Consider the following 20,473-nt stretch of genomic DNA (forward strand, 5'->3'; position numbering starts at 1 on the left):
GCCTGTTAGACGCTTTCCTTGGATGGGCGCACCAGGAAAGATGCGCCGATCAATACCGCGGAGACGATGAGGACCGCGATAATTTGGCCTCTAGTGGAGGCGTCGAAAAGCATGAGGATGGTGAGTCCCACGAGGGCAATCAGCGTTGCCCACGGAACCCAGGTCGCTCCGCGTACCTGCACTGCGGAGTTCTTGATCTGCGGGTGCAGTCGGATGTAGCTCAGCGTGATCATTACCCACGTGACCATGAGGCAGCCGCCGACGGCGTTCATGAGGAAGTCGAGCAGCCCTGGTGGGTTCCACCACTGCAGGCCGACTGCGGCGAAGGCGAAGAACATCGACACCAATACGGAGTTCATTGGGACGGCGTTCTTGTTCGTGGCGCGAAGCCAGCGCGGCGCGTCGCCTTCGAGCGCCTGTTGGTAGGCGAGGCGAGACGTGCCGTAAATCTGGGCATTGAACGCGGAGAGCAGCGCCAGGACGATGACGGCCTCCATGAACCCGACGACGCCTGGGATGTTTGCCATGCTGAGCACCTGGGTGAATGGTGAATCTGCAGCGGAGTCGGCACCGTCGATCTGTGCGTATGGGATCAGCAAGATGATGACGATGATGCTTCCGATGTAGAAGAGTGCGATGCGCCAGATAATGGAGTTGACCGCGCGCTTGACGGCCTGCGCGGGGTTCTCCGACTCTGCCGCCGCGATGGTGACAACCTCGATACCGCCGAAGGCGAACGCCACGGCGAGCAGCCCAGCGGCGACGCCGGCGAAGCCGTTCGGCATGAAGCCCGACTCTCGGACGTTGTCCAGGCCGACGAAGTCGTGGCCGGGGAGGATGCCGAGGAAGAGCGCGGCGCCGATGGCCAAGAAGAGGATAATGACGGCGACCTTAATCATGGCGAACCAGTACTCAAACTCGCCAAAGCCTTTCACCTGCGCGAGGTTGATGACAGCGAAGAATACCACTGTGACCAGCGCTGGAACCCATTGGGGGACGCCAAACCAGCCAGACATAATTGCGGCTGCGCCGGTGATCTCGGCGCCACCAACCATGATGAGGAGGAACCAGTAGAGCCAGCCCAACAGGAAGCCGGCCCAGTGGCCGAACGCCTGGCGCCCGTACGTCGCGAACGAGCCGGAAGACGGGCGGGCTGCAGCCATCTCGCCGAGCATGCGCATAACCGAGATAACAATCAGGCCTGCGATCGCGTATGCGACCAAGATGGCGGGGCCTGCGGCCCGGATGCCGACGCCCACTCCGAGAAAGAGACCGGCGCCTACCGCCATGCCCAGACCCATCAGGGTCAGGTGACGCGATTTGAGGCCGGTGCCCAGCGTGGCGTCGTCGGATTCAGTGTTGCGTTGAGTTGTCATCGGATGTTCCTCTCGGCGGCGTCCTTAGCGCGTTGTTGGAAAGTGTCGGTGCGGGTCCAGAGGACGCCAGCGATTGAAATGATGCCCACGACGACTGCTACCGCGAACATTTGGAAGCGGCCGTCAGGGTTGGTCAGCATGAGCACCACGATGGCTCCCGCCAGTACAACCGTTGCCCACGGCAAGACTCCTGGAGCCCACATGCGAACGTGCGTGATCTCGTTGCGCTTCACGAGCTGCGGGTGAATGCGCAGGAACGAGAATGTGATGGCGAACCACAACACGATCAGGCAGCCGCCTACCGCGTTGAGCAGGAATGCGAGCAGTCCAGGGGGATTCCAGTACTGTAGTGCGACAGCTACGAAGCCGAAGAACACGGAGAGCACGACGGCGCGCATCGGTACGCCGCGGTGGTCGGTGCGTGCGAAAGCCTCGGGGGCGTCGCCGCGCAGGGCCAGGTTGTGGAGGAACCTGGAAGAGCCGTAGATCTGTGTGTTGCACGCGGAGAGCAGCGCGATGACGATGACGGCTTCCATAATGCCTACGGCGCCCGGAATGTTTGCCAAGTGCAGCACGGCGGTAAACGGGGACTCGGAAGCGTCGTTCGCCCCACCGATGTCTTCGTATGGCAACAGCAAGACGATGAGCAACACGGATCCGATGTAGAAGACGCCGATTCTCCAGATGATGGAGCGGATCGCAGAGTGCACGGCAACCTCGGGGTCTTCAGATTCGGCCGCCGCGATGGTGACCAGCTCAATACCGCCGAATGCGAACGCAACTGCGAGCAGTGCCGTGGCGACGCCACCCCAGCCGTTCGGCATGAACCCGAACTCGGCAATGTTCGTTGTGCCGACGAACGACGTTCCCGGCAGGAGCCCCAGCCACAGCGCCACGCCGAGGGCGAGGAAGAGACAAATCACGGTGACCTTAATCAGGGCAAACCAGAACTCGAATTCGCCGAGGTTTCGCACTGCGGCGAAGTTAATCGCCGTGAAGATAACAATCGCTGTCAGCGCCGGGATCCACGGAGACACCGCGAGCCATGATGCGATGATGGCGGAAGCGCCGGTGATCTCGACGGCCATGATCATGATCATCATGAACCAGTAGAGCCAGCCGATGGCAAAGCCTGCCCACGGACCGAAGGCCTGCTCCGCGTAGGTAGAAAACGTGCCCGAAGAAGGGCGCGCGGCAACCATCTCCGCGAGCATCTGCATGATGCACACGGTGATTGCGCCAGCGATCATGTACGCAATGATGACAGCGGGGCCTGCTGCGGCGATACCCACACCAGTGCCAAGGAAGAGCCCGGCGCCAATTGCTGAGCCGAGGCCCATCATGGTCAGGTGCCGGGTCTTCAGTCCGCGCTGTAACGATGTCGACGCCCGAGTTGGGGCCACAACCGGTGAAGCTTTCAAAGACATGGCAATTACCTTAAACACTCATGTACTTTCATGCCTATCATTCGCAGTTGTGTCGCCCCGTGCTCTGCGAATTCGGCCCGTAAAAGTAGAGCGTTAGCTGTTTCGCGCGCGCAGTACGGGCGTGGTGCTTGCCGGCTCTTGGTGGATGCTGATATCACTCTGACCAGCAATCTCACTTGCTGGAATGTGTGTCTCATTTCTTGTGTCGTAGATAATTGTCGACGGCTCCAGCATCACATTGACACCGATCTCGCAGTTGTCCCCGAGATCCACCCCGATTACACCCGATGCGGGGTGAAGCGTGCAATTGTGTCCGACTCGTAGCGGGATCCGGTTATGTCCGCTGCCGCGCGCAGCCATCAGCACCGCCGACAACGCAACCTCGGTACCTTCACCAACCGTGACAGCGGAGGAGAGCCGCCCCTCAATCTTTGCCGGTCCAAGAGCTCCGGAGTTGTGCGAGACGTAGCCCTCACGGATCACGGACGTTCCTGGAGCCAAGTAGGCCCCGAGGCGGACGCGCTCCGCCTCAGAGATTGAGACCCCAGTCGGCACCACGTAGTCGACCATGCGGGGAAGCCGTTCGATACCGTAGACATGGATGTTGCCCCTGCTACGCAGGCGAGTTCGCACGAATTCGAAGTTATCCGCCAAGCATGGACCCTTATTCGTCCATACCACCGGCTCGAGGTGTTCGAGGCAGTCTTCCATGTTGACTTCGAAGGGGCGCACCAGGCGGTGGGAGAGCAGGTGGAGCCGAAGGTATACGTCGTGGGCATCCACAGGGGGTTGGGACAGGTCCGCGATTGTGGTGCGCACCGGCACGTGCTCGACGAGCCGGTCCGAGTCCATGCCCACCAGGCTGAGGAATGCGTCCCCAAGTTCGTGCGCGCTGACTCTGCGGGATCCGGAAGTGAGGCCGGAGGGGTCGTCGATAAGTGAAGGGGAAGGGTACCAGGTGTCGAGTACCGTACCGTCCAGCGAAATATTGGCAATACCTGTGGCCTGCGCTCCTTGTAACATGCTTGTCATCTTAAACGCACAGTCACAAAGGGCCGGACTCGGACGACAAGCGGGGGAGGGGTTGGCCTAGCATATAAGTTTTTGGCAGAGTCGAACTCAACGTGTTTTGAGGAAGGAAGGACCCATGGCACCTCACAAGTCACCGCGACCGGACAAGGAGCGAAAACTGCGCGGCCCAATCATGTTGCGAAGCGAGGACACCGAACAGCCGACGACGCACGACCGTCGCCTCCTGGAGTCCTTGGGCTACAGCGATCACGACTGGAAGCACGCGGACCCGTGGCGTGTGATGCGAATCCAGTCTGAGTTTGTCGCAGGCTTCGACGCACTGAGCGACTTGCCGAAGGCGGTCACTGTGTTTGGCTCCGCACGCCTCAACGAAGGCACGGAAGAGTATGCGCTGTCATGCGAGGTAGGCAAGGCGCTCGTCGAGGCGGGATACGCGGTCATCACTGGTGGCGGTCCAGGCTTGATGGAGGGGCCGAACCGCGGTGCCCACGATGCCGACGGCATCTCGGTGGGGCTCGGCATTGAGTTGCCGTTCGAGCAAACGCTTAACGATTGGGTCGACCTCGGCCTGAACTTCCGCTACTTCTTCGCGCGCAAGACAATGTTCTTGAAGTACTCGCAGGCGTTCATCGCGCTGCCGGGCGGGTACGGGACCATGGACGAGCTGTTCGAAACGCTCGTGATGGTGCAAACCCAAAAGGTTACCAACTTCCCGATAGTGCTCATGGGTACCGAGTTCTGGTCCGGCCTGGTTGCGTGGATTGAGGAGCAGCTGCTTGGCCGCGGCCTCATCTCGCCGGGCGATGAATCCCTGTTCTACGTCACCGACTCCGTCGACGACGCGATCGCGCACATCGTGCACGCACATAAGGTGATGACAGACGCGCGCCTGCGAGATGCTCACAACGAGGACGTCTAAGAGATGCCTGGCCGCATCGCAGAGGTTATGGCGATCATCAACCGGACGCCAGATTCGTTTTACGACAAAGGAGCAACGTTCGCGATAGAGCAAGCGCTGGATCGAGCCGATACGGTGATCGCGCAGGGAGCGTTGATTGTCGACGTCGGCGGGGTAAAAGCAGGTCCCGGCGACGAAGTCGACCCCGCAGAGGAGATCGAACGCGTCGTCCCTGTCATCCGGGGCATCCGCCTCCGGCACCCGTCAATACGCATCAGCGTGGACACCTGGCGCGCCGACGTCGCACAGACTGCAATCGAGGCGGGTGCGGACCTAATCAACGACACCTGGGCTGGCTACGATCCCGAGCTTGTCGAGGTCGCCGGGGCGCATCGCGTTGGGTACGTCTGCTCCCACACCGGCGGTGCGGTACCTCGCACACGCCCACACCGCGTCCACTACGACGATGTCGTCGCCGACGTCATCCGGGAAACCACAGCGCTCGCCGAGCGCGCCGTTGCTTGCGGTGTGCCCGAAGATCTCGTGATGATCGACCCAACGCACGACTTCGGCAAGAACACCTTCCACGGACTGGAGTTGCTGCGCCGAGTCGACGAGCTCGTCGCAACAGGGTGGCCAGTGCTCATGGCGCTGAGCAACAAAGACTTCGTCGGCGAGACGCTCGACCGTGCAGTTGGCGAGCGAGTCGCAGGGACGCTCGCAGCGACAGCGTGGTCCGCCGCACGCGGTGTCGCAGCCTTTCGCGTCCACGAAGTCGCCGAAACCCTCGACGTGATCCGAATGACCGCCGCCATCCAGGGACATATGCCACCGATCAATACCGTGCGGGGGCTTGCGTAGTGCGCGTCAGTGTGGTCATCCCGGCGCTGAACGAGGCCGCAACCGTCGGACACGTTGTGCGACGCTGCTGCGTTGCAGATGCAGTTCGGCGCGATGGGGAAGTACTGGTCATCGACTCGGATTCACACGACGACACCGCGACGCTTGCCGCCAGGGCGGGGGCTCGTGTGGTGAACTGGCGCGAGGTCAGCGCGATTGAACCGCAGGAAGGCAAGGGCGAAGCACTGTGGCGCGGTGTGAAGGCCGCGCGCGGAGAGTTCGTCGTGTTTATCGACGCCGACGTCACCTCCCTCGAGCCGTGGTGGATTGATGCACTCATCGAGCCCTTCAAGACCCCGGAGATCCACCTTGTGAAAGCTCGTTACAAAAGATCCCTGGACGGGCGGCCTTCTGGCGGCGGGCGTGTCACGGAACTGACTGCAAAGCCTTTGCTACGACGGTTTTTCCCAGCATTGAGTGATATTGGTCAGCCACTGGCCGGCGAATATGCAATACGGCGAGATACAGCGCTGCGCCTGCCGTTCGTGGCGGGATACGGCGTTGAGTCGGGGCTGCTCATCGACACCTTCGCCAGGTATGGACGCAATGCTATTGCGGAAGCGGATCTTGGAACTCGCGTACACCGCAACCGCCCGCTTGAGGAGCTGGGGCCGATGGCGGACGTGGTGGCGTCGACAATTCTCGACAGGGCGTTGGTATCCGGACAGCTAGGTTCCGAACAGAAGACGAGGCAACGGCCGCCCTGGTGCGAAATTCTGAGCGCTGAACGCTAGTATGATGACATGCTTTCTTGGATCATCCTGATTATCGCCATTGCCGTTTTTTGCGTGCTTGGTTTCTTGCTCTTTAGCCAGCTGTTTGGGCGCGGCGAACAGCTGCCACCCATGATGGAGACCGAGGACGTCAAGTCCGCGAACCGGCTCGCAGTTGAGGAGGGCAACATTGGAGACGTGCACCTTGAAGTGGTGCACCGTGGCTACCGGATGGACCAGGTCGATGACCTGCTTACCGCACTCGGTGAAAAGTACGGCTTTGCTCCGACTATCAGTCAGCTAACCGAAAACAGCGTAGTATTGGATACAAACGTTTTGACTGAAGGAGAAGCGACAGATGGCAGCAATGAAGCCGCGCACCGGTAATGGACCAATGGAAGCCGCAGAAGAAAGCCGGAAGATTGTCATGAGAATTCCGTCCGACGGGGGCGGCCGCCTGGTCATCGAGATGAGCAAGGAAGAGGCAACTGAGCTCGGAAATCTGCTGATTGAAGCCGTAGGATAAGAATTCTCTAAACTTAAGGTAATATATCCAGCATGCTCAAAGACATAATTGATGTGCTGGCAGATCCTATAGACCTTACTCCTCTTTGTGGTGAAGAGGAGTTTTCACGCCTCGTTTCCGAAAGTGGCCACTCGTACGATGTGGCGAAGCAGGGCTACGTTACGCTGGCGAGCGGAAAAGGTCTGCAACATGTCGGTGACTCGTTGGAGATGGTCCTCTCCCGCGAGTCATTTTTGTCGCAGGGGCACTTCGCCCCGTTCGTTGAAGCGATGACGGAGCACGTAGAACACGTGCTTGACCTCAGCGCGCCTGAGGAAGACCACCCGGCGATCCTCGAGGTTGGCGCGGGGACCGGCTACTACCTGTCGCACACCCTGGACTCCGTGGTTGGCGCGCGCGGCGTCGGACTTGATATCTCGGTTCCAGCTGCGAAGTATCTTGCAAAGGCACATCCGCGAATCGGCTCGATTGTGGCCGATGTGTGGCAACAGCTTCCAATTGCGACCGGGAGCATCCACGCGATTACCGTGGTGTTTGCCCCGCGTAACCCAGCAGAATTCGCTCGCGTGCTTGCGGATGACGGCCAGGTTGTAGCGCTCATTGCGGATCAAGGCCACCTCGATGAGCTGCGTGAACCCCTCGGTATCTTAGGCGTCGAGCCCGGCAAGCTGGACCGCCTCGTCGAGCAGTCAGAGGGCCACCTGGAGCTGGCCGAAGACCCAAAGGAACTTGTCTTCCCGATGCGTTTGGACCGCGAATCTATCGCGGCCCAGGTCGGAATGAGCCCATCCGCCCGCCACATTGAGCGGGGCGAGTTGGCGCGTCGTCTTGACGCCCTGCCGGATCACATGACCGTAACCGCGCATGCACAGCTCGTGCGCCTGCGCAAGGCGTAAGCCGTTCCGCTCAGGAAGCACCTAGCGACTACGACGCCACTCGTTCAAGATGCTGGCGTCGCCCTTTGCGCGGGAGCGGATGCCGATGCATCCGTTCTCCGGCCAGATGCGCGAGGACATCACTACTGCACCGCCGTCGGCATAGACCTCGAGCGTCGAACCGTCCACGATAACCGTGATGGTATCTTCCTCGTCCTCGCCGATTTCGGCTTCCGCAACTTGGCCATCGAATCGATCGACGGTGAGCTTGTCGCCAGCATGGGTGACCCGAGCTGCGACCTCACCATTACCGTCGACAATCTCAGCGACGACACTGCCACCTGCGGAGATCTCGCATAGCGCAGTCCACAAATGGGCGCCGCGCGTCGTGCTCACCGCCTCGGGGAGCCCTGGCGCAGGTACCTGGTACAGGTGACCATCCTGGAGCGTGACATAGCGTGGCAGTGTGAGCGTATTTGCCCAGCCTTCGGTTTCCCAGTTCGGCTCTTTCGTCGGGGACCCTTGGCGGCCAGAGGGCGTCATAAAGCCAAAGAGATAGGTGCCTTGGTAGCGCTGCGCCGGGTCCATCGCAACCGGGAGGTAGTTGGTGTTGCGGGGGCGAGTGAAATCGTGCCCGAAATCGAGCGCCTGTGCAGGTGTGGTTACCCGGAACGTGTTGTTCTCCAGCTTGCCGATGATGTAGGCCGAACGGTCTTTGCCACCGCGCTCAAGCGTGAAGAAGAAGACGTCGTAGATCTTGGAATCAACTTCATCGCGGAGCCTGCAAATACGTGGCGCTACTAGCGTCTCATCGAGGTCGATTCCGGGGTCGCCATCAAAAGTGAGAGGTCCTTCGAAGCGCCACTCAACGCCATCGATAGAGCGAAGCACGACTGGCTTCGGCGTATCGACGCTGCCCGTGATCGCCAGCATGAGCCAGCCATCGTGCTCCTCGCGCTCGTCATCTTTCCAGTCAGGAACGACGCAGGGCGAGCGGAAGTTGTTGTACTCAGGCGTGTCCTCGACGATATCGCCAAGTCGCTGCACGCCAGGTGTGGCGTTTGTATCTTCGAGGAGTTCATCGCACAGCCCTTCCAGCTCAGGCGCGTGGGCGAGCTGGATGGTGTTGCCGGCAGCAGTTGCTGAAGTGAAATACAGGTAGATGCCTTCCGGCGCACCAATTACGGCACCTGCTCGAACCGCGGATTCGCCACCGGCGGGGACAATGGCATCGTTGCATTCGACCCAGCTAAACGGGTCGCCGTCGCTGACGTTGTGGCCCCAGCGGCTCGGGGCTTCGGGTGTGGGGCGGTATTGGTAGAAAATATGCCAATTGTTTTCTCCTTCGCGCCCGTCGAAAATGACACCAGCTGGCCCCTCGAGGATGCCACTGTCTGCGGTGACGTGAAGTTCTGGTCGGAAAGTACTCATCGTTAAGTGGTGTTCACCCCTGCGTTATTTCGTGAGTTGTTCGTAGATCTTGACGGTGTCTTGCGCAATTGTCTTCCAAGAGAAGTCATTGCGGGCGCGCGTCAGGCCAGCTTGGCCCAGCCTTCGGGAGAGATCCTTGTCACCAGCCACCCGGTTCACTGCCTCGGCGAGATTGCGCTCGAAGGCTTCCGGCTGCGTTTTGTCGTAGTCAACGAGCACACCCGTCTCACCATCCACGACGACCTCCGGGATACCACCCACGCGAGATGCCACGACAGCGGTTTCGCACGCCATGGCCTCCAAGTTCACGATGCCAAGCGGCTCGTAGATTGACGGGCACACAAAGACGTCGGCTCTGGAGTAGACCTCGCGGATCTTTCTGCCGGCAACATGTCCTGTACCCAGAACACACCATCGCGCTCAGATTGTAGCTTTTCGACGAGCCCCTTCGTCTCTGCGGCGATCTCCGGTGTATCAGGCGCACCTGCGCACAGCACGAGCTGGACGTCTTCCTCAAAGTGCGACGCCGCCTTGAGGAGGTGCGCGACGCCCTTTTGGCGCGTGATTCGACCGACGAACGCGACGATCGGCTTCGCCGGGTCTACACCGAGGTCTGTCAGGACGGTTCCCTCGGTGGGGTACCACTTTGCCGGATCGATGCCGTTGAGTACGACGTGAATCTTGTCCGCCGGGATGCTCGGGTAGGCACGAAGGATGGCTTCTTTCATACCCGCGGAAACGGCAATGACTGCGTCCGCATTCTCGAAAGCGTTCTTCTCGCTCCACGAGGAAACGTTGTAGCCACCGCCGAGCTGCTCGCGCTTCCAAGGGCGGTCAGGCTCGAGAGAGTGCGCAGTGACAACGTGCGGAATGTCGTAGAGAAGGCCTGTGAGGTGGCCACCGAGCCCGGCGTACCACGTATGGGAGTGAGCCACGTCAACATTGTTGGCGGCGTGGGCGATCCGAAGGCCCGTCGATAAGGTCTTGATGGCACCGTTCGCGTTTTCAAGGGCAGGGTCAACCCCGTGGACGTAAACGTCCTTCATGTCGCGGGGAGTGCCCATGCAGTGAACATCGACGTCAACGATCTCCCGCATAAAGCGAGTGAGCTCTGTGACGTGGACTCCGGCTCCCCCGTAAATCTCGGGAGGATACTCTTTGGTCATCATTCCGACTCTCATACCGCCCGAGCATAGTGACGAATTCACGTCGGTGCAGGAAAGCAAAAACTGAAATGTAGCGCTGCCCACTTTAGGAGGCAAAAGGCTGCAAGGTCACGAAGTTTTCAATAGGCTCGGAAGCGTGAGAAGTCAGCCTAGAGTACTTGCAATTGTCCTTGCCGGTGGCGAAGGGAAGCGCCTGTTTCCGTTGACCGCGGACCGAGCTAAACCGGCCGTTCCTTTTGGAGGCAACTATCGATTAATTGATTTTGTTCTGTCGAACTTGGTCAACGCTGGGTACATGCGAATCGCAGTGTTGACACAGTACAAGTCGCACTCGCTGGACCGGCACGTGGCGACGGCTTGGAACGTATCTGGCCCGACTCCGCAGTACATCGCATCGGTGCCGGCGCAGCAACGTCGTGGCAAGCGCTGGTACAACGGCTCTGCAGACGCGATTGTGCAGTCGCTCAACCTCATTTACGACGATAAGCCGGATTACGTGCTGGTCTTTGGCGCAGACCACGTCTACCGGATGGATCCTTCGCAGATGGTGGAGAACCACATCAAGTCAGGCAAGGCTGCAACGGTGGCCGGTATCCGCGTGCCTCGATCAGAAGCTACGGCGTTCGGCTGCATCCAGTCCGAAGAGGACGGCACCATCACCGAGTTTTTGGAGAAGCCCGCGGATCCACCAGGAACCCCGGACGATCCGGATATGACGTTCGCTTCGATGGGTAACTACGTATTCTCTACGGAACCACTGATTCAAGCGCTGCTCGAGGACGAGCAGAACGAGGACTCTGATCACGATATGGGTGGCGACATCATCCCGTACTTCGTGCGCAAGGGCGAAGCAAATGTGTACGACTTCTCGCAGAACGAAGTGCCCGGCGCGACAAAGCGCGACAAGGGATACTGGCGAGATGTCGGTACGATTGATTCTTTCTACGAGGCGCACATGGACCTCATCTCTTCGTACCCAGTGTTCAACTTGTACAACTCGACGTGGCCGATTCACTCCACAGAGGACGGCAACCTTCCACCAGCGAAGTTTGTCGTGGGAGGTATCGCACAGGAGTCGATGGTGGCGTCGGGATCAATTATCTCGGGCGCTACCGTACGCAATTCAGTGCTTTCCACGGATGTGCGTGTTGAGGAAGGCGCGACCGTTGAAGGTTCTGTGCTGATGCCAGGTGTGCGCATCGGTAAAGGGGCGGTGGTCCGCCACTGCATCCTCGATAAGAACGTCTATGTAGCTGACGGTGAAATTATTGGCGTCGACCTTGAAAAGGACCGCAAACGCTACACTGTTTCGGACAACGGCGTAGTGGTCGTCGGCAAAAATCAGGTGGTTCAGGAATAACTGACACTCATAGGCAAGGCCCGCTCGAAGCTCAGCGAAGTTCGAGCGGGCCTTGTTCGTGCGTACGTAGAGCTAGCGCTTCGTAATGATGGTCAGGCCACCGTCGAGAGGCAGGCGAGCTACGAGCGCTCCGTGGTCGGCGGCGAGGCTGCTCACGTACCTATCTGCCTCTCGTGCTGCCTCGGTTTCGCGGTCCCTGCGTGTCGAATCGCTGACGGTACCGTCCAGCAGAGAGTCGGCGAGAATCAGCGTGCCGCCCTCGCTGAGGAGCGGCCAGGCGGCATCAATAACCGCGGTGAACTCGATCGGCGAGACATCCGCGTAAACGAGGTGGTAGGCGTCGTTCGCAAGCCTGCCCATAACCTCAAGCGGGCGCGCGGTGAGGAAACGTGTGCGGGAGGTTGGGTACTCGGCGGCACGGAATGCCTCCTTTGCGCCGGTTTGTAGCGTGACCTCGGGTTCGATGCAGGTAAGCGATGCGCGCTCTGGAAGACCACGCAGCAGGTGGAGCCCGACGACGCCCGCAGCCGGAGTGATGGCGACTGCGCCTTGCGACTGACCACTTGGGCAGGCTGCAGCGAGCGTCGAAAGTAACGTGCCGACGATGACCGACGGCGCACGGACTCCGTTCTCCTGCGCTTCTACGCTGGCGTACTTCAACGCTTCGCGGAAAGCAGCAGGGAACGGCTGTTGCTCGGCATCAGTGAAAGACTGATGGATGTAATTTGTCAACTGATCAAAAGCGGTCGCACTCACAGCCAACATCATAACCAGAACTGTCCTCACAGCGTGTGTGCTACGCGCATGCAGTAACCTTTACGAATTTTCCTTTGGTGAATGCGATTTCAATCTGCCACAATATGAAGCATGCAACCTGATGATGCTGCCGCCCAACATGATTCCGTCGCGCCCGAAGATTTGCGCGGTACGGCTGCATTTGATGCTGGGGTGGGGGCGATGCCTTCGTGGGCTGAGCTCGTCGCAGAGCACGCCGACAGTGTGTATCGCCTTGCGTACCGTCTTTCAGGTAACCAGCACGACGCGGAAGATCTTACGCAAGAAACCTTCATCCGCGTGTTCCGTAACTTAAAGAGTTACCAACCGGGTGCGTTCGGTGGCTGGCTTCATCGGATTACAACGAATCTGTTCCTTGATATGGTGCGCCACCGGGCGAAGATCCGGATGGAAGCACTCCCGGAAGACTATGAGCGCGTTCCCGGCACTGATATGACTCCGGAGCAGGCGTATAACGTCGCGCACCTCGATCCTGCCCTGCAGCACGCACTCGATGAATTGAGTCCGGACTTCCGCGTTGCCGTGGTGCTTTGCGATGTCGTCGGTATGACGTACGAAGAAATCGCTGAGACGCTTGGAGTCAAGATGGGTACCGTCCGTTCACGCATCCATCGCGGTAGAACTCAGCTGCGTGAATCGCTCGAGGAGCAGGCGCGGCATGACGTCGCCACCGAAGAGTTAATTCGACTACGCTAGGGCGCGAGATAGTGGTTGACTACGGATGCGAAAGGAGCGTTACCGATGCGAGCGTTTTGTTCCACTGAGCATTTGAACCCTGAAGCAATTGCAGCTTTCGCAGACGGTGAACTTTCGCGCTCTGCAAGCCGTCGCGCTATGAAACATATGTTGGAGTGCCCAGAGTGCTTCCAAGATGTTCTTGTGCAGCGGCGAGCGTCCGCACGTGTAAAGGCCTGCAAGGATGACGACCTGCGAGCCCCAGATTCGCTGGTGGCGAAGCTCAGCGGCCTGTGCCACGAGATGCAACCTGCCGAGCCTTGCGGTGAAGATGCTCATCACAAGGAACGATCACCGATTGTGGCCGCCGTTGACGCCACGCTTCGGGCGCTGCGGCACCGAGAGTAGGATGTGATCCGTGTTTTCCAGTATTGGCTGGGGTGAAGTCTTTTTCATCCTGATCATCGGCCTCATTGTGATTGGTCCGGAGCGGCTCCCAAGCGTTATCGAGGATGTCCGCGCAGCCATTTACGCTGCGCGCAAGGCGATCAACAACGCGAAGCGGGAGCTCAACGGTGAGCTCGAGGAGTTTGAGGAGCTACGCAAGCCACTGGATACGGTGTCGCAGTATGCGTCGATGGGGCCAAAGCGCGCGATGGCGAAGTTTTTCTTCGAAGATGACGAGGAATTTCTCGAAAGTTTTGATCCGCGCAAAATGATGGAAGACGATGCGCCTCTGGCTCGCCAACCATCAAAGCCACAGTCCCGGGCAAAGAAAGGGCCGGAGGACGGGGGACAGCCCAGTGGAGGGGGATTCTCCTGGACTGACGTTACCTAGTTCCCACCGATCTATTCGTCAGTGTGCTTCACACCAAGGTTGAGGGACTTGCCAGCAAGTGAGTTACGGCGAATCTTCAGCTTGGTGACGATCTCCTGGATCGCCGCAGCGGCAGGGGAGTCTGGTTCTGCTGTGACGACAGGGGTTCCGGTGTCACCGTTTTCTCGTAGCTTCGGATCCAACGGGATGGAACCTAGCAGCGGCACGTCACTATCTGTGAGCGCGGTCAGGCGCTCCGCAACCTGCTGGCCACCACCTTCACCAAAGATATTCATGACGGAGCCGTCAGGCATGACCATCCCGGCCATGTTCTCGATGACGCCAGCAATTCGCTGCTCAGTCTGCTGAGAAATTGTGCCGGCACGCTCAGCGACCTCAGCTGCGGCTGCTTGCGGAGTGGTAACAATGAGCAGTTCGGCATTTGGAATCAGCTGCGCCACTGTGATCGCCACATCGCCGGTCCCCGGTGGAAGGTCAAGGAAGAGTACGTCAAGATCGCCCCAGTACACATCAGACAGGAACTGTTGGATTGCGCGGGTGAGCATCGGTCCACGCCAAACCACAGGGGCATTGCCCTCCACAAATTGCCCCACAGAGATGTGGCGCACGCCGTGTGCGATCGGTGGCATGATCATTTCTTCGACCACAGTCGGCCCCATGTCGGAAGAGCCGAGGAGACCAGGGACGGAGTGCCCGTAAATGTCGGCGTCGACAATTCCGACGCTGAGGCCCTGTGCTGCCATTGCAGTGGCCAAGTTCACTGTCATCGAGGACTTGCCGACGCCACCTTTGCCTGAAGCTACCGCGAACACCCGGGTGCGCGACGACGGGTCAGCGAAAGGGATGTCGGGCCCGGGCTGCTGTGCACGCAGCTTCGAGGCCATTTCGCGACGCTGCTCCGCGCTCATAGTGTGAAGCGTGACTGTCACGTTCTCCACGCCGTCGATTTCCTCTACGACTGCGCGGACGTTGCCCTCGATGGTGTCACGCATCGGGCAGCCCGCGATGGTGAGGTAAATGCCGACGGTGACGTTGGGGCCGTCGATACGTACGGACTCCACCATCCCGAGTTCGGTAATGGGTTTTCCAATTTCGGGATCGTCAACGCGAGCAAGCGCTTCGCGGACCTGGAATTCTGAAATGAGTTCTGCGTTTGCCATAACGGGCTTCAGTATAGTCAGAGAAGCTGGATGTTCATACGAGCAGAGGAGTGACAACGAATGGCCCAACTCAACAACAACCGCCTGGTAGCGCGCGAAGTGCCAACAGGGTGGCCGGTAGGCAGTTTTAATACCTACCAGGAGGCACAAGAAGCAGTTGACACGCTGTCGGACAAGGAATTTCCGGTAGAGAAGCTCACAATTGTCGGTGTGGACTTGATGCAGGTTGAGAGTATTACGGGCCGCCTCACGTGGGGCAAGGTACTTGGTGGCGGCGCACTATCGGGCCTGTGGATGGGCATGTTCATCGGCATCATTTTCTCGCTGTTCGCGGAAGAAGGTGGGTGGGGCATCTTCGCCTCGTGCGTCGCGATGGGTGGCGTGTTCGGAGCAATTTTCGCAGCTATCGCTTACGCGTTTACAGGTGGAAAGCGTGACTTCGCCTCAGCGACAAGCATCGTCGCACGCCGATACGATGTGCTTTGCGCACCTGACGCTGCGCGTCGAGCCCGCGACATGATCGCCGCAATGCACCCACAGCGCGTCACTGGACGGCCAACTGAGCCGTCGGCCACCGATAGCGACGCCTCCGAAGACAACGCAGCGCGCTAGACTAACTCTGTTTTCCAGGCTCGTCTGAGCACACTACGAAGAAGGTATTTATGGTGTCCCTGCGTCCTCTCCGTACACTGATTGCTGCGGCACTGGCAACGAGCCTTGTCGGCGGGTTGACTGGCTGCACAGATGACTCGCTTTCACCGGTGAAGTTTGTCAACGGCGAATCCCGCGGCAACATCGTCAAAATCGGAATTGATACCTCAGAACCTGAACAGGTAGTGCTGGGGGAGATCTACTACGAGATCATTACAGCGATGGGACATCCTGCCGGGGTAGTCCCGTTCAATGACGTGTACTCCCGAAATGCAGCCGAACTGCTGCAAGAAGAAGACGTCGATATGGTCGTTGCGTGCTCTGGTGTTCTGTTGCAAGCGCTAGACGCACACGGAGCGAAGGAGCTCGACAACGATATAGCGCACGATCGTCTCGACGGTGCGGATCCGTCAGAAGCGACGTTCGCTCTTCTTGCGGGTGCGCTGCCCGGCAACATCCAATCGGTTGACCCTTCCCCTGCGCAGGGCTGTGCGTCGCACGTGGAGCTCGAGCACCTTCCTAACAGCGTCATCCCGCTGTTCTACAAATCAAAGTTTGCTCGCAAGGAAGTCAGGCGCATCAACGCGATGACGCGCGTGCTCAGCACAGCGCAGTTGGAAGAGATGAGCGAGGAAGTCGCGCAGGGCAAAGAACCGCGCGTTGTTACTGCGGATTGGCTCCGTGAATACGCCAGCATCAACGTTGAAAACCCAGATGCCAACGGCGGGGAAGCCGAGGCGACAGCTACTCCCTAGGCGCAAGCCAAATGAGTGAATCCTCAACAGGGAAGCGCCCCAACCGCAGTAAGCGGTTGGGGCGCCATTGCGTGTAAGCGCTACTTACTTCGCAAACGCCTCATCCAGCAGAGTCTTCTCCTCTTCCTGGTGGACCTTCGCCACGCCGGTTGCAGTGGTCGACTGCGCACGGCGAGAGACGCGGACCATTTCAGGCATATCCGGAATCAGTGTGCGCAGGTGCTCGTTGTAGAACGGCCATGCGCCTTGGTTAGCGGGCTCATCCTGAACCCAGCGAATTTCCTTCGCGTTCGGGTAGTTCTCGAACGCATCCCGGATGCGGTTGAATGGAATCGGGTGCAGCATCTCGATACGGATGATGGCGACATCGTCGCGCTTATCCTTCTTACGACGCTTCTCCAGTTCGTAGTAGATCTTGCCGGAACACAGCAAGATCGTGGTGACCTTGTCGTGATCTGCGCCGTCAACCTTGACGTTGCCACGCTGTACGAACTCGGGGTCGTCGATAACTGACTGGAACTTGTCCACCTCGATGAAGTCTGCAGGCTGCGAGACCGCCGCCTTGTTACGCAGCATCGACTTCGGGGTGAAGACGACGAGCGGGCGCTTCATCTCACCGAGCGCCTGACGGCGCAGCAGGTGGAAGTGGTTTGCCGGGGTAGAAGGCTGGGCAATCGTCATCGAGCCCTCGGCGACCAGCTGGAGGAAGCGCTCGATACGGGCGGAGGAGTGGTCCGGGCCCTGGCCTTCGTAGCCGTGAGGCAGGAGGGCAATCATGCTGGAAAGCTCGCCCCACTTAGTCTCGCTGGAGGACAAGTACTCGTCGATGATGGTCTGTGCACCATTGGCGAAGTCGCCGAACTGCGCCTCCCATGCGACGACAGCGTCCTTGTTGCCAAGGGTGTAGCCGTACTCGAAGCCCATACCTGCGTATTCGGTCAGTGCAGAGTTGAACACCTCGAAGCGTCCGCCGTTGTCCTGCTCTTCCGCGTTTGCGTCGAGTGGGTTGTACGGAGTGCCGTTATTCGGGTCGTAGAGCACCGCGTGGCGCTGCGTGAACGTACCGCGCTGTGAGTCCTCACCTGCAAGGCGGACAAACTTGCCCTGCTCTGCAAGGGAACCGAAAGCGAGCAGCTCGCCCCAGCCCCAGTCGATGTCGCCGTTTTCGAAGGAACCACCGCGCTTCTTGAGCACGTTGTTCAGGCGCTTGTTCGGCTCGAATTCCTCAGGCAGCTTGCCGTACGAATCCGCAAGGCGCTTGAACGTATCCTCGCTGATCGAGGTGTCCAGGCCACGAGTGAGCTTCTGCGAGTCCGTGATGCCGGTCTGCTCGCTTGGCTTGCCCTCAGCGGACTTGACGTCGGAGAAGACTGCGTCAAGCTGATCGTGGAAGTCCTGTGCCGCGATCTTGGCTTCTTCCTGCGTGAGGTCGCCACGGCCGATGAGGTCCTTGGTGTAGCGGGTACGCACCGAGTCGTGGGAGTGGATGCGGTCGTACATCACTGGCTGCGTCACGGTCGGGTCGTCTGCCTCGTTGTGGCCGCGCAGACGGTAGCAGATGAGGTTGATGAAGACGTCCTTGCCGAAGGCGCGGCGGTATTCGGTTGCCAGGTGAGCAACCCAGGCGGCTGCCTCCGGGTCGTCGCCGTTGACGTGGAACACTGGGCAGTTGAAGCCCTTGGCCAGGTCGGTGGCGTAGTAGGAGGAGCGACCAGAGTCAGGGGTAGTGGTGAAACCAATCTGGTTGTTCACAACGATGTGGACGGTGCCACCAACGGAGTAGCCAGGGAGGCGAGACAGGTTCAGCGTCTCCTGTACGATGCCGAGGCCAGCGAATGCGGCGTCGCCGTGCAGCATAATCGGAACTACTGGATTGTCGTCGCGAACACCGTTTTCACGCAGCGTGTCCGCCTTTGCGCGGGCAATACCGACGAGCACTGGGTCAACAGCCTCGAGGTGTGACGGGTTCGCGGCCAGCGAGACCTTGATCTCGCCGTCGCCGAACATCTGGATGTGCTTGCCCTCGAAGCCGAGGTGGTACTTCACGTCGCCGGAGCCACCCTGCTGTGCGGACTGCATGTTGCCCTCGAACTCGTTGAAGATCGTTGCGACAGGCTTGCCCACGATGTTAAACAGCACGTTCAGGCGACCACGGTGCGGCATGCCGATGACAGCTTCGTCGAGGCCTTGGCCAGCGGCGGTATCAATCACCGCGTCCATCAATGGGATGAGTGTTTCGGCACCCTCGAGGGAGAAGCGCTTCTGGCCGAGGTACTTCGTCTGGAGGAAGTTCTCAAATGCTTCAGCAGCATTGAGCTTCTGCAGGATGTACTTTTGCTCAGCATTCGTCGGCTTCGGCATGCCAGCCTCGATGCGCTCGAGCAGCCACTCACGCTCATCGCGGTCGAGAATATGGGTGTATTCAGCACCGACGTGCAGGGTGTAGGCAGCACGTAGGCGACTAAGCACCTCGCGCAACGTCATTGTTTCCTTGCCCCCGAAACCACCTACGTGGAACGTGCGGTCGAGGTCCCACAGCGTCAGGCCGTGGGTTTCCATCAGCAGGTCACGGGAGTCCGGTTGCTGCAGGCCCGGCTGGCGCCAACGAAGCGGGTTCGTGTCAGCAATGAGGTGGCCGCGGGAGCGGTACGCCTCGATGAGCTGCATGACACGGGTGTCCTTGTTCACGCCGGAATTCGGCAGGTCCTTCGCCCAGCGCATCGGGAGGAACGGGATCTCGAGGGACTCGAAGATGGAATCCCAGAACTTATCGTCGACGAGGAGCTGCGAAATATCGCGCAGGAACTCGCCAGACTCTGCACCCTGGATGACGCGGTGGTCATAGGTGGAGGTCAGTGTCACAAGCTTGCCGACGCCCAGCTCCGCCAAACGGTCCTCGCTGGCACCTGCAAACTCTGCAGGGTAGTCCATTGCGCCGACACCAACGATGGTGCCCTGGCCCTTTGTCAGACGCGGAATCGAGTGGCGGGTACCGATGCCACCCGGGTTGGTCAGCTGAATGGTTACGCCAGAGAAGTCGTCCATCGTGAGCTTGCCGTCGCGCGCGCGACGCACAATGTCTTCGTAGCTTTCGACGAACTCCGCAAACGACTTGTTCTCGCACTCCTTAATCGCAGCGACGACCAGGGAGCGGGACCCGTCCTTCTGCGGCAGGTCGATTGCTAGACCCAGGTTGATGTGCTCAGGCTGAACTGCGAAGGACTTCTTGCCGTCCTCCTTGTAGTTCTTATTCATGTCCGGGTGGAGCTTGGTGGACTGAATGATTGCGTAGCCAAGGATATGCGTGAACGAAACCTTGCCGCCGCGAGTGCGCTTGAGGTGCTCATTGATCAACGTGCGGTTTTCAAACATGAGCTTGACCGGCATATCGCGCACGGTGGTGGCGGTTGGCACCTCGAGCGATTCGTTCATGTTCTTCGCGATAGTGCGGAACGCACCCTTGAGCTGTTCCTCGCCTGGAGTGACCTTGACACTATCGAGCTTGTCCAACGGGGAAGCGGTCGGCTTCTTGGTGCGCTTTGGAGCTGCTTCGGCGGCTGCGCGGTCTACCTGGGTTTGACGGCCGTCCTGGGTAGGAGCGCTCGTGGAGCTGGTGACGCTCGTCGCAGTCTTCGAGGAACCTTTTGGTGCCGGGGTGTTTGTCACCGTCGGCGGGGTGCCCTTCTTCTCGAAAAGATCGCGCCACTCCGCGTCAACGGAGTTGGGATCCTGTTTGTACTGCTGGAACATCTCCTCAACCAGCCAGTCGTTCTGGCCGAACGTATCTTCGCTGCTCACGGCAGGTGCTCGCCTCTCTTCTTGGGTTGTATGTAACTTTTCAACGACTTTAATTGTCTGGGATTAGGTAGTGCTACCTTACATTCCCGAAAAGCCC

General features: G+C 59.5%; 19 protein-coding genes and 1 pseudogene. 12 read left to right on the forward strand and 8 right to left on the reverse strand.

Features of this window, described 5'->3' with window-relative positions:
- Positions 1-5: 5 nt before the first annotated feature.
- The 3 genes from R0V12_RS10660 to R0V12_RS10670 form a co-directional block, all read right to left on the reverse strand.
- Positions 6-1,376 (reverse strand): amino acid permease, encoded by a 1,371-nt coding sequence (locus R0V12_RS10660; RefSeq protein WP_070362688.1) that lies wholly within the window; start codon positions 1,374-1,376, stop codon positions 6-8.
- On the reverse strand, positions 1,373-2,803 hold the full coding sequence (locus tag R0V12_RS10665; protein ID WP_083329502.1) for an amino acid permease: 1,431 nt from the start codon (positions 2,801-2,803) through the stop codon (positions 1,373-1,375). The genes R0V12_RS10660 and R0V12_RS10665 overlap by 4 nt, the downstream gene beginning before the upstream one ends.
- A 93-nt stretch (positions 2,804-2,896) precedes the next feature.
- Positions 2,897-3,835 (reverse strand): 2,3,4,5-tetrahydropyridine-2,6-dicarboxylate N-succinyltransferase, encoded by a 939-nt coding sequence (locus R0V12_RS10670; RefSeq protein ID WP_252931066.1) that lies wholly within the window; start codon positions 3,833-3,835, stop codon positions 2,897-2,899.
- Positions 3,836-3,950: 115 nt separating this feature from the next.
- Between R0V12_RS10670 and R0V12_RS10675 the strand changes: the two genes are divergently transcribed.
- Genes R0V12_RS10675 through R0V12_RS10700 form a run of 6 tightly spaced genes read left to right on the forward strand, consistent with a single transcriptional unit; the run spans position 3,951 to position 7,768 of the window.
- Positions 3,951-4,754 (forward strand): LOG family protein, encoded by an 804-nt coding sequence (locus tag R0V12_RS10675; protein WP_070362685.1) that lies wholly within the window; start codon positions 3,951-3,953, stop codon positions 4,752-4,754.
- Between the two features lie 3 nt (positions 4,755-4,757).
- Positions 4,758-5,594, forward strand: coding sequence for a dihydropteroate synthase (folP, locus tag R0V12_RS10680; RefSeq protein WP_320072604.1), 837 nt, complete (start codon positions 4,758-4,760; stop codon positions 5,592-5,594).
- Complete coding sequence (locus tag R0V12_RS10685; protein ID WP_070479444.1) at positions 5,594-6,367, forward strand: glucosyl-3-phosphoglycerate synthase; 774 nt, start codon at positions 5,594-5,596, stop codon at positions 6,365-6,367. The genes folP and R0V12_RS10685 overlap by 1 nt, the downstream gene beginning before the upstream one ends.
- A gap of 9 nt (positions 6,368-6,376) precedes the next feature.
- A complete protein-coding gene (locus R0V12_RS10690; RefSeq protein ID WP_070362682.1) occupies positions 6,377-6,733 on the forward strand; it encodes a hypothetical protein in 357 nt (118 codons plus the stop codon).
- Positions 6,705-6,872, forward strand: coding sequence for a DUF3117 domain-containing protein (locus R0V12_RS10695; protein WP_070362681.1), 168 nt, complete (start codon positions 6,705-6,707; stop codon positions 6,870-6,872). Before R0V12_RS10690 ends, R0V12_RS10695 begins: the two co-directional genes overlap by 29 nt.
- A gap of 32 nt (positions 6,873-6,904) precedes the next feature.
- Positions 6,905-7,768 (forward strand): methyltransferase domain-containing protein, encoded by an 864-nt coding sequence (locus R0V12_RS10700; RefSeq protein ID WP_070362680.1) that lies wholly within the window; start codon positions 6,905-6,907, stop codon positions 7,766-7,768.
- Between the two features lie 21 nt (positions 7,769-7,789).
- Here R0V12_RS10700 and R0V12_RS10705 read toward each other — a convergent pair whose 3' ends face one another.
- Complete coding sequence (locus R0V12_RS10705) at positions 7,790-9,178, reverse strand: GH32 C-terminal domain-containing protein (protein WP_070479446.1); 1,389 nt, start codon at positions 9,176-9,178, stop codon at positions 7,790-7,792.
- Positions 9,179-9,202: 24 nt separating this feature from the next.
- Positions 9,203-10,359 (reverse strand): annotated as a pseudogene (gene glgA / locus R0V12_RS10710) (glycogen synthase).
- Positions 10,360-10,480: 121 nt separating this feature from the next.
- Here glgA and glgC point away from each other — a divergent pair.
- Positions 10,481-11,704, forward strand: coding sequence for a glucose-1-phosphate adenylyltransferase (glgC, locus tag R0V12_RS10715; RefSeq protein WP_070479448.1), 1,224 nt, complete (start codon positions 10,481-10,483; stop codon positions 11,702-11,704).
- A 72-nt stretch (positions 11,705-11,776) separates the two neighbouring features.
- Here the strand turns inward: glgC and R0V12_RS10720 are convergent, their stop codons facing one another.
- Positions 11,777-12,469, reverse strand: a complete 693-nt coding sequence (locus R0V12_RS10720; protein WP_070363543.1) for an O-methyltransferase — start codon at positions 12,467-12,469, stop codon at positions 11,777-11,779.
- A 102-nt stretch (positions 12,470-12,571) separates the two neighbouring features.
- Here R0V12_RS10720 and sigE point away from each other — a divergent pair, with 102 nt between their 5' ends.
- The 3 genes from sigE to tatB are packed head-to-tail and all read left to right on the forward strand — an operon-like array spanning position 12,572 to position 14,012.
- Positions 12,572-13,195: an RNA polymerase sigma factor SigE gene (gene sigE / locus R0V12_RS10725; RefSeq protein ID WP_070362676.1), complete on the forward strand. Its 624-nt coding sequence runs from the start codon at positions 12,572-12,574 to the stop codon at positions 13,193-13,195.
- A gap of 45 nt (positions 13,196-13,240) precedes the next feature.
- Complete coding sequence (locus R0V12_RS10730) at positions 13,241-13,582, forward strand: zf-HC2 domain-containing protein (RefSeq protein WP_070362675.1); 342 nt, start codon at positions 13,241-13,243, stop codon at positions 13,580-13,582.
- A gap of 10 nt (positions 13,583-13,592) precedes the next feature.
- The gene (gene tatB, locus R0V12_RS10735) at positions 13,593-14,012 is read left to right on the forward strand and encodes a Sec-independent protein translocase protein TatB (protein WP_070479449.1); all 420 of its coding nucleotides are present in this window, start codon (positions 13,593-13,595) and stop codon (positions 14,010-14,012) included.
- 11 nt (positions 14,013-14,023) lie between these two features.
- Here the strand turns inward: tatB and R0V12_RS10740 are convergent, their stop codons facing one another.
- A complete protein-coding gene (locus tag R0V12_RS10740) occupies positions 14,024-15,172 on the reverse strand; it encodes an Mrp/NBP35 family ATP-binding protein (protein WP_070479451.1) in 1,149 nt (382 codons plus the stop codon).
- Between the two features lie 60 nt (positions 15,173-15,232).
- Here R0V12_RS10740 and R0V12_RS10745 point away from each other — a divergent pair, with 60 nt between their 5' ends.
- On the forward strand, positions 15,233-15,784 hold the full coding sequence (locus R0V12_RS10745) for a YflT domain-containing protein (RefSeq protein ID WP_070976252.1): 552 nt from the start codon (positions 15,233-15,235) through the stop codon (positions 15,782-15,784).
- A gap of 50 nt (positions 15,785-15,834) precedes the next feature.
- Entirely contained in the window at positions 15,835-16,578 is a 744-nt protein-coding gene (locus R0V12_RS10750) for a type 2 periplasmic-binding domain-containing protein (RefSeq protein ID WP_070479455.1), read from the forward strand.
- 84 nt (positions 16,579-16,662) lie between these two features.
- On the opposite strand, the gene R0V12_RS10755 is transcribed toward R0V12_RS10750, so the two are convergent.
- Positions 16,663-20,376: a multifunctional oxoglutarate decarboxylase/oxoglutarate dehydrogenase thiamine pyrophosphate-binding subunit/dihydrolipoyllysine-residue succinyltransferase subunit gene (locus R0V12_RS10755; RefSeq protein ID WP_320072605.1), complete on the reverse strand. Its 3,714-nt coding sequence runs from the start codon at positions 20,374-20,376 to the stop codon at positions 16,663-16,665.
- Between the last annotated feature and the right edge of the window lie 97 nt (positions 20,377-20,473).

The organism is Corynebacterium sp. UMB2355A (assembly GCF_033877495.1).
In the GTDB taxonomy this organism is placed as follows: Bacteria; Actinomycetota; Actinomycetes; order Mycobacteriales; family Mycobacteriaceae; genus Corynebacterium; species Corynebacterium pseudogenitalium.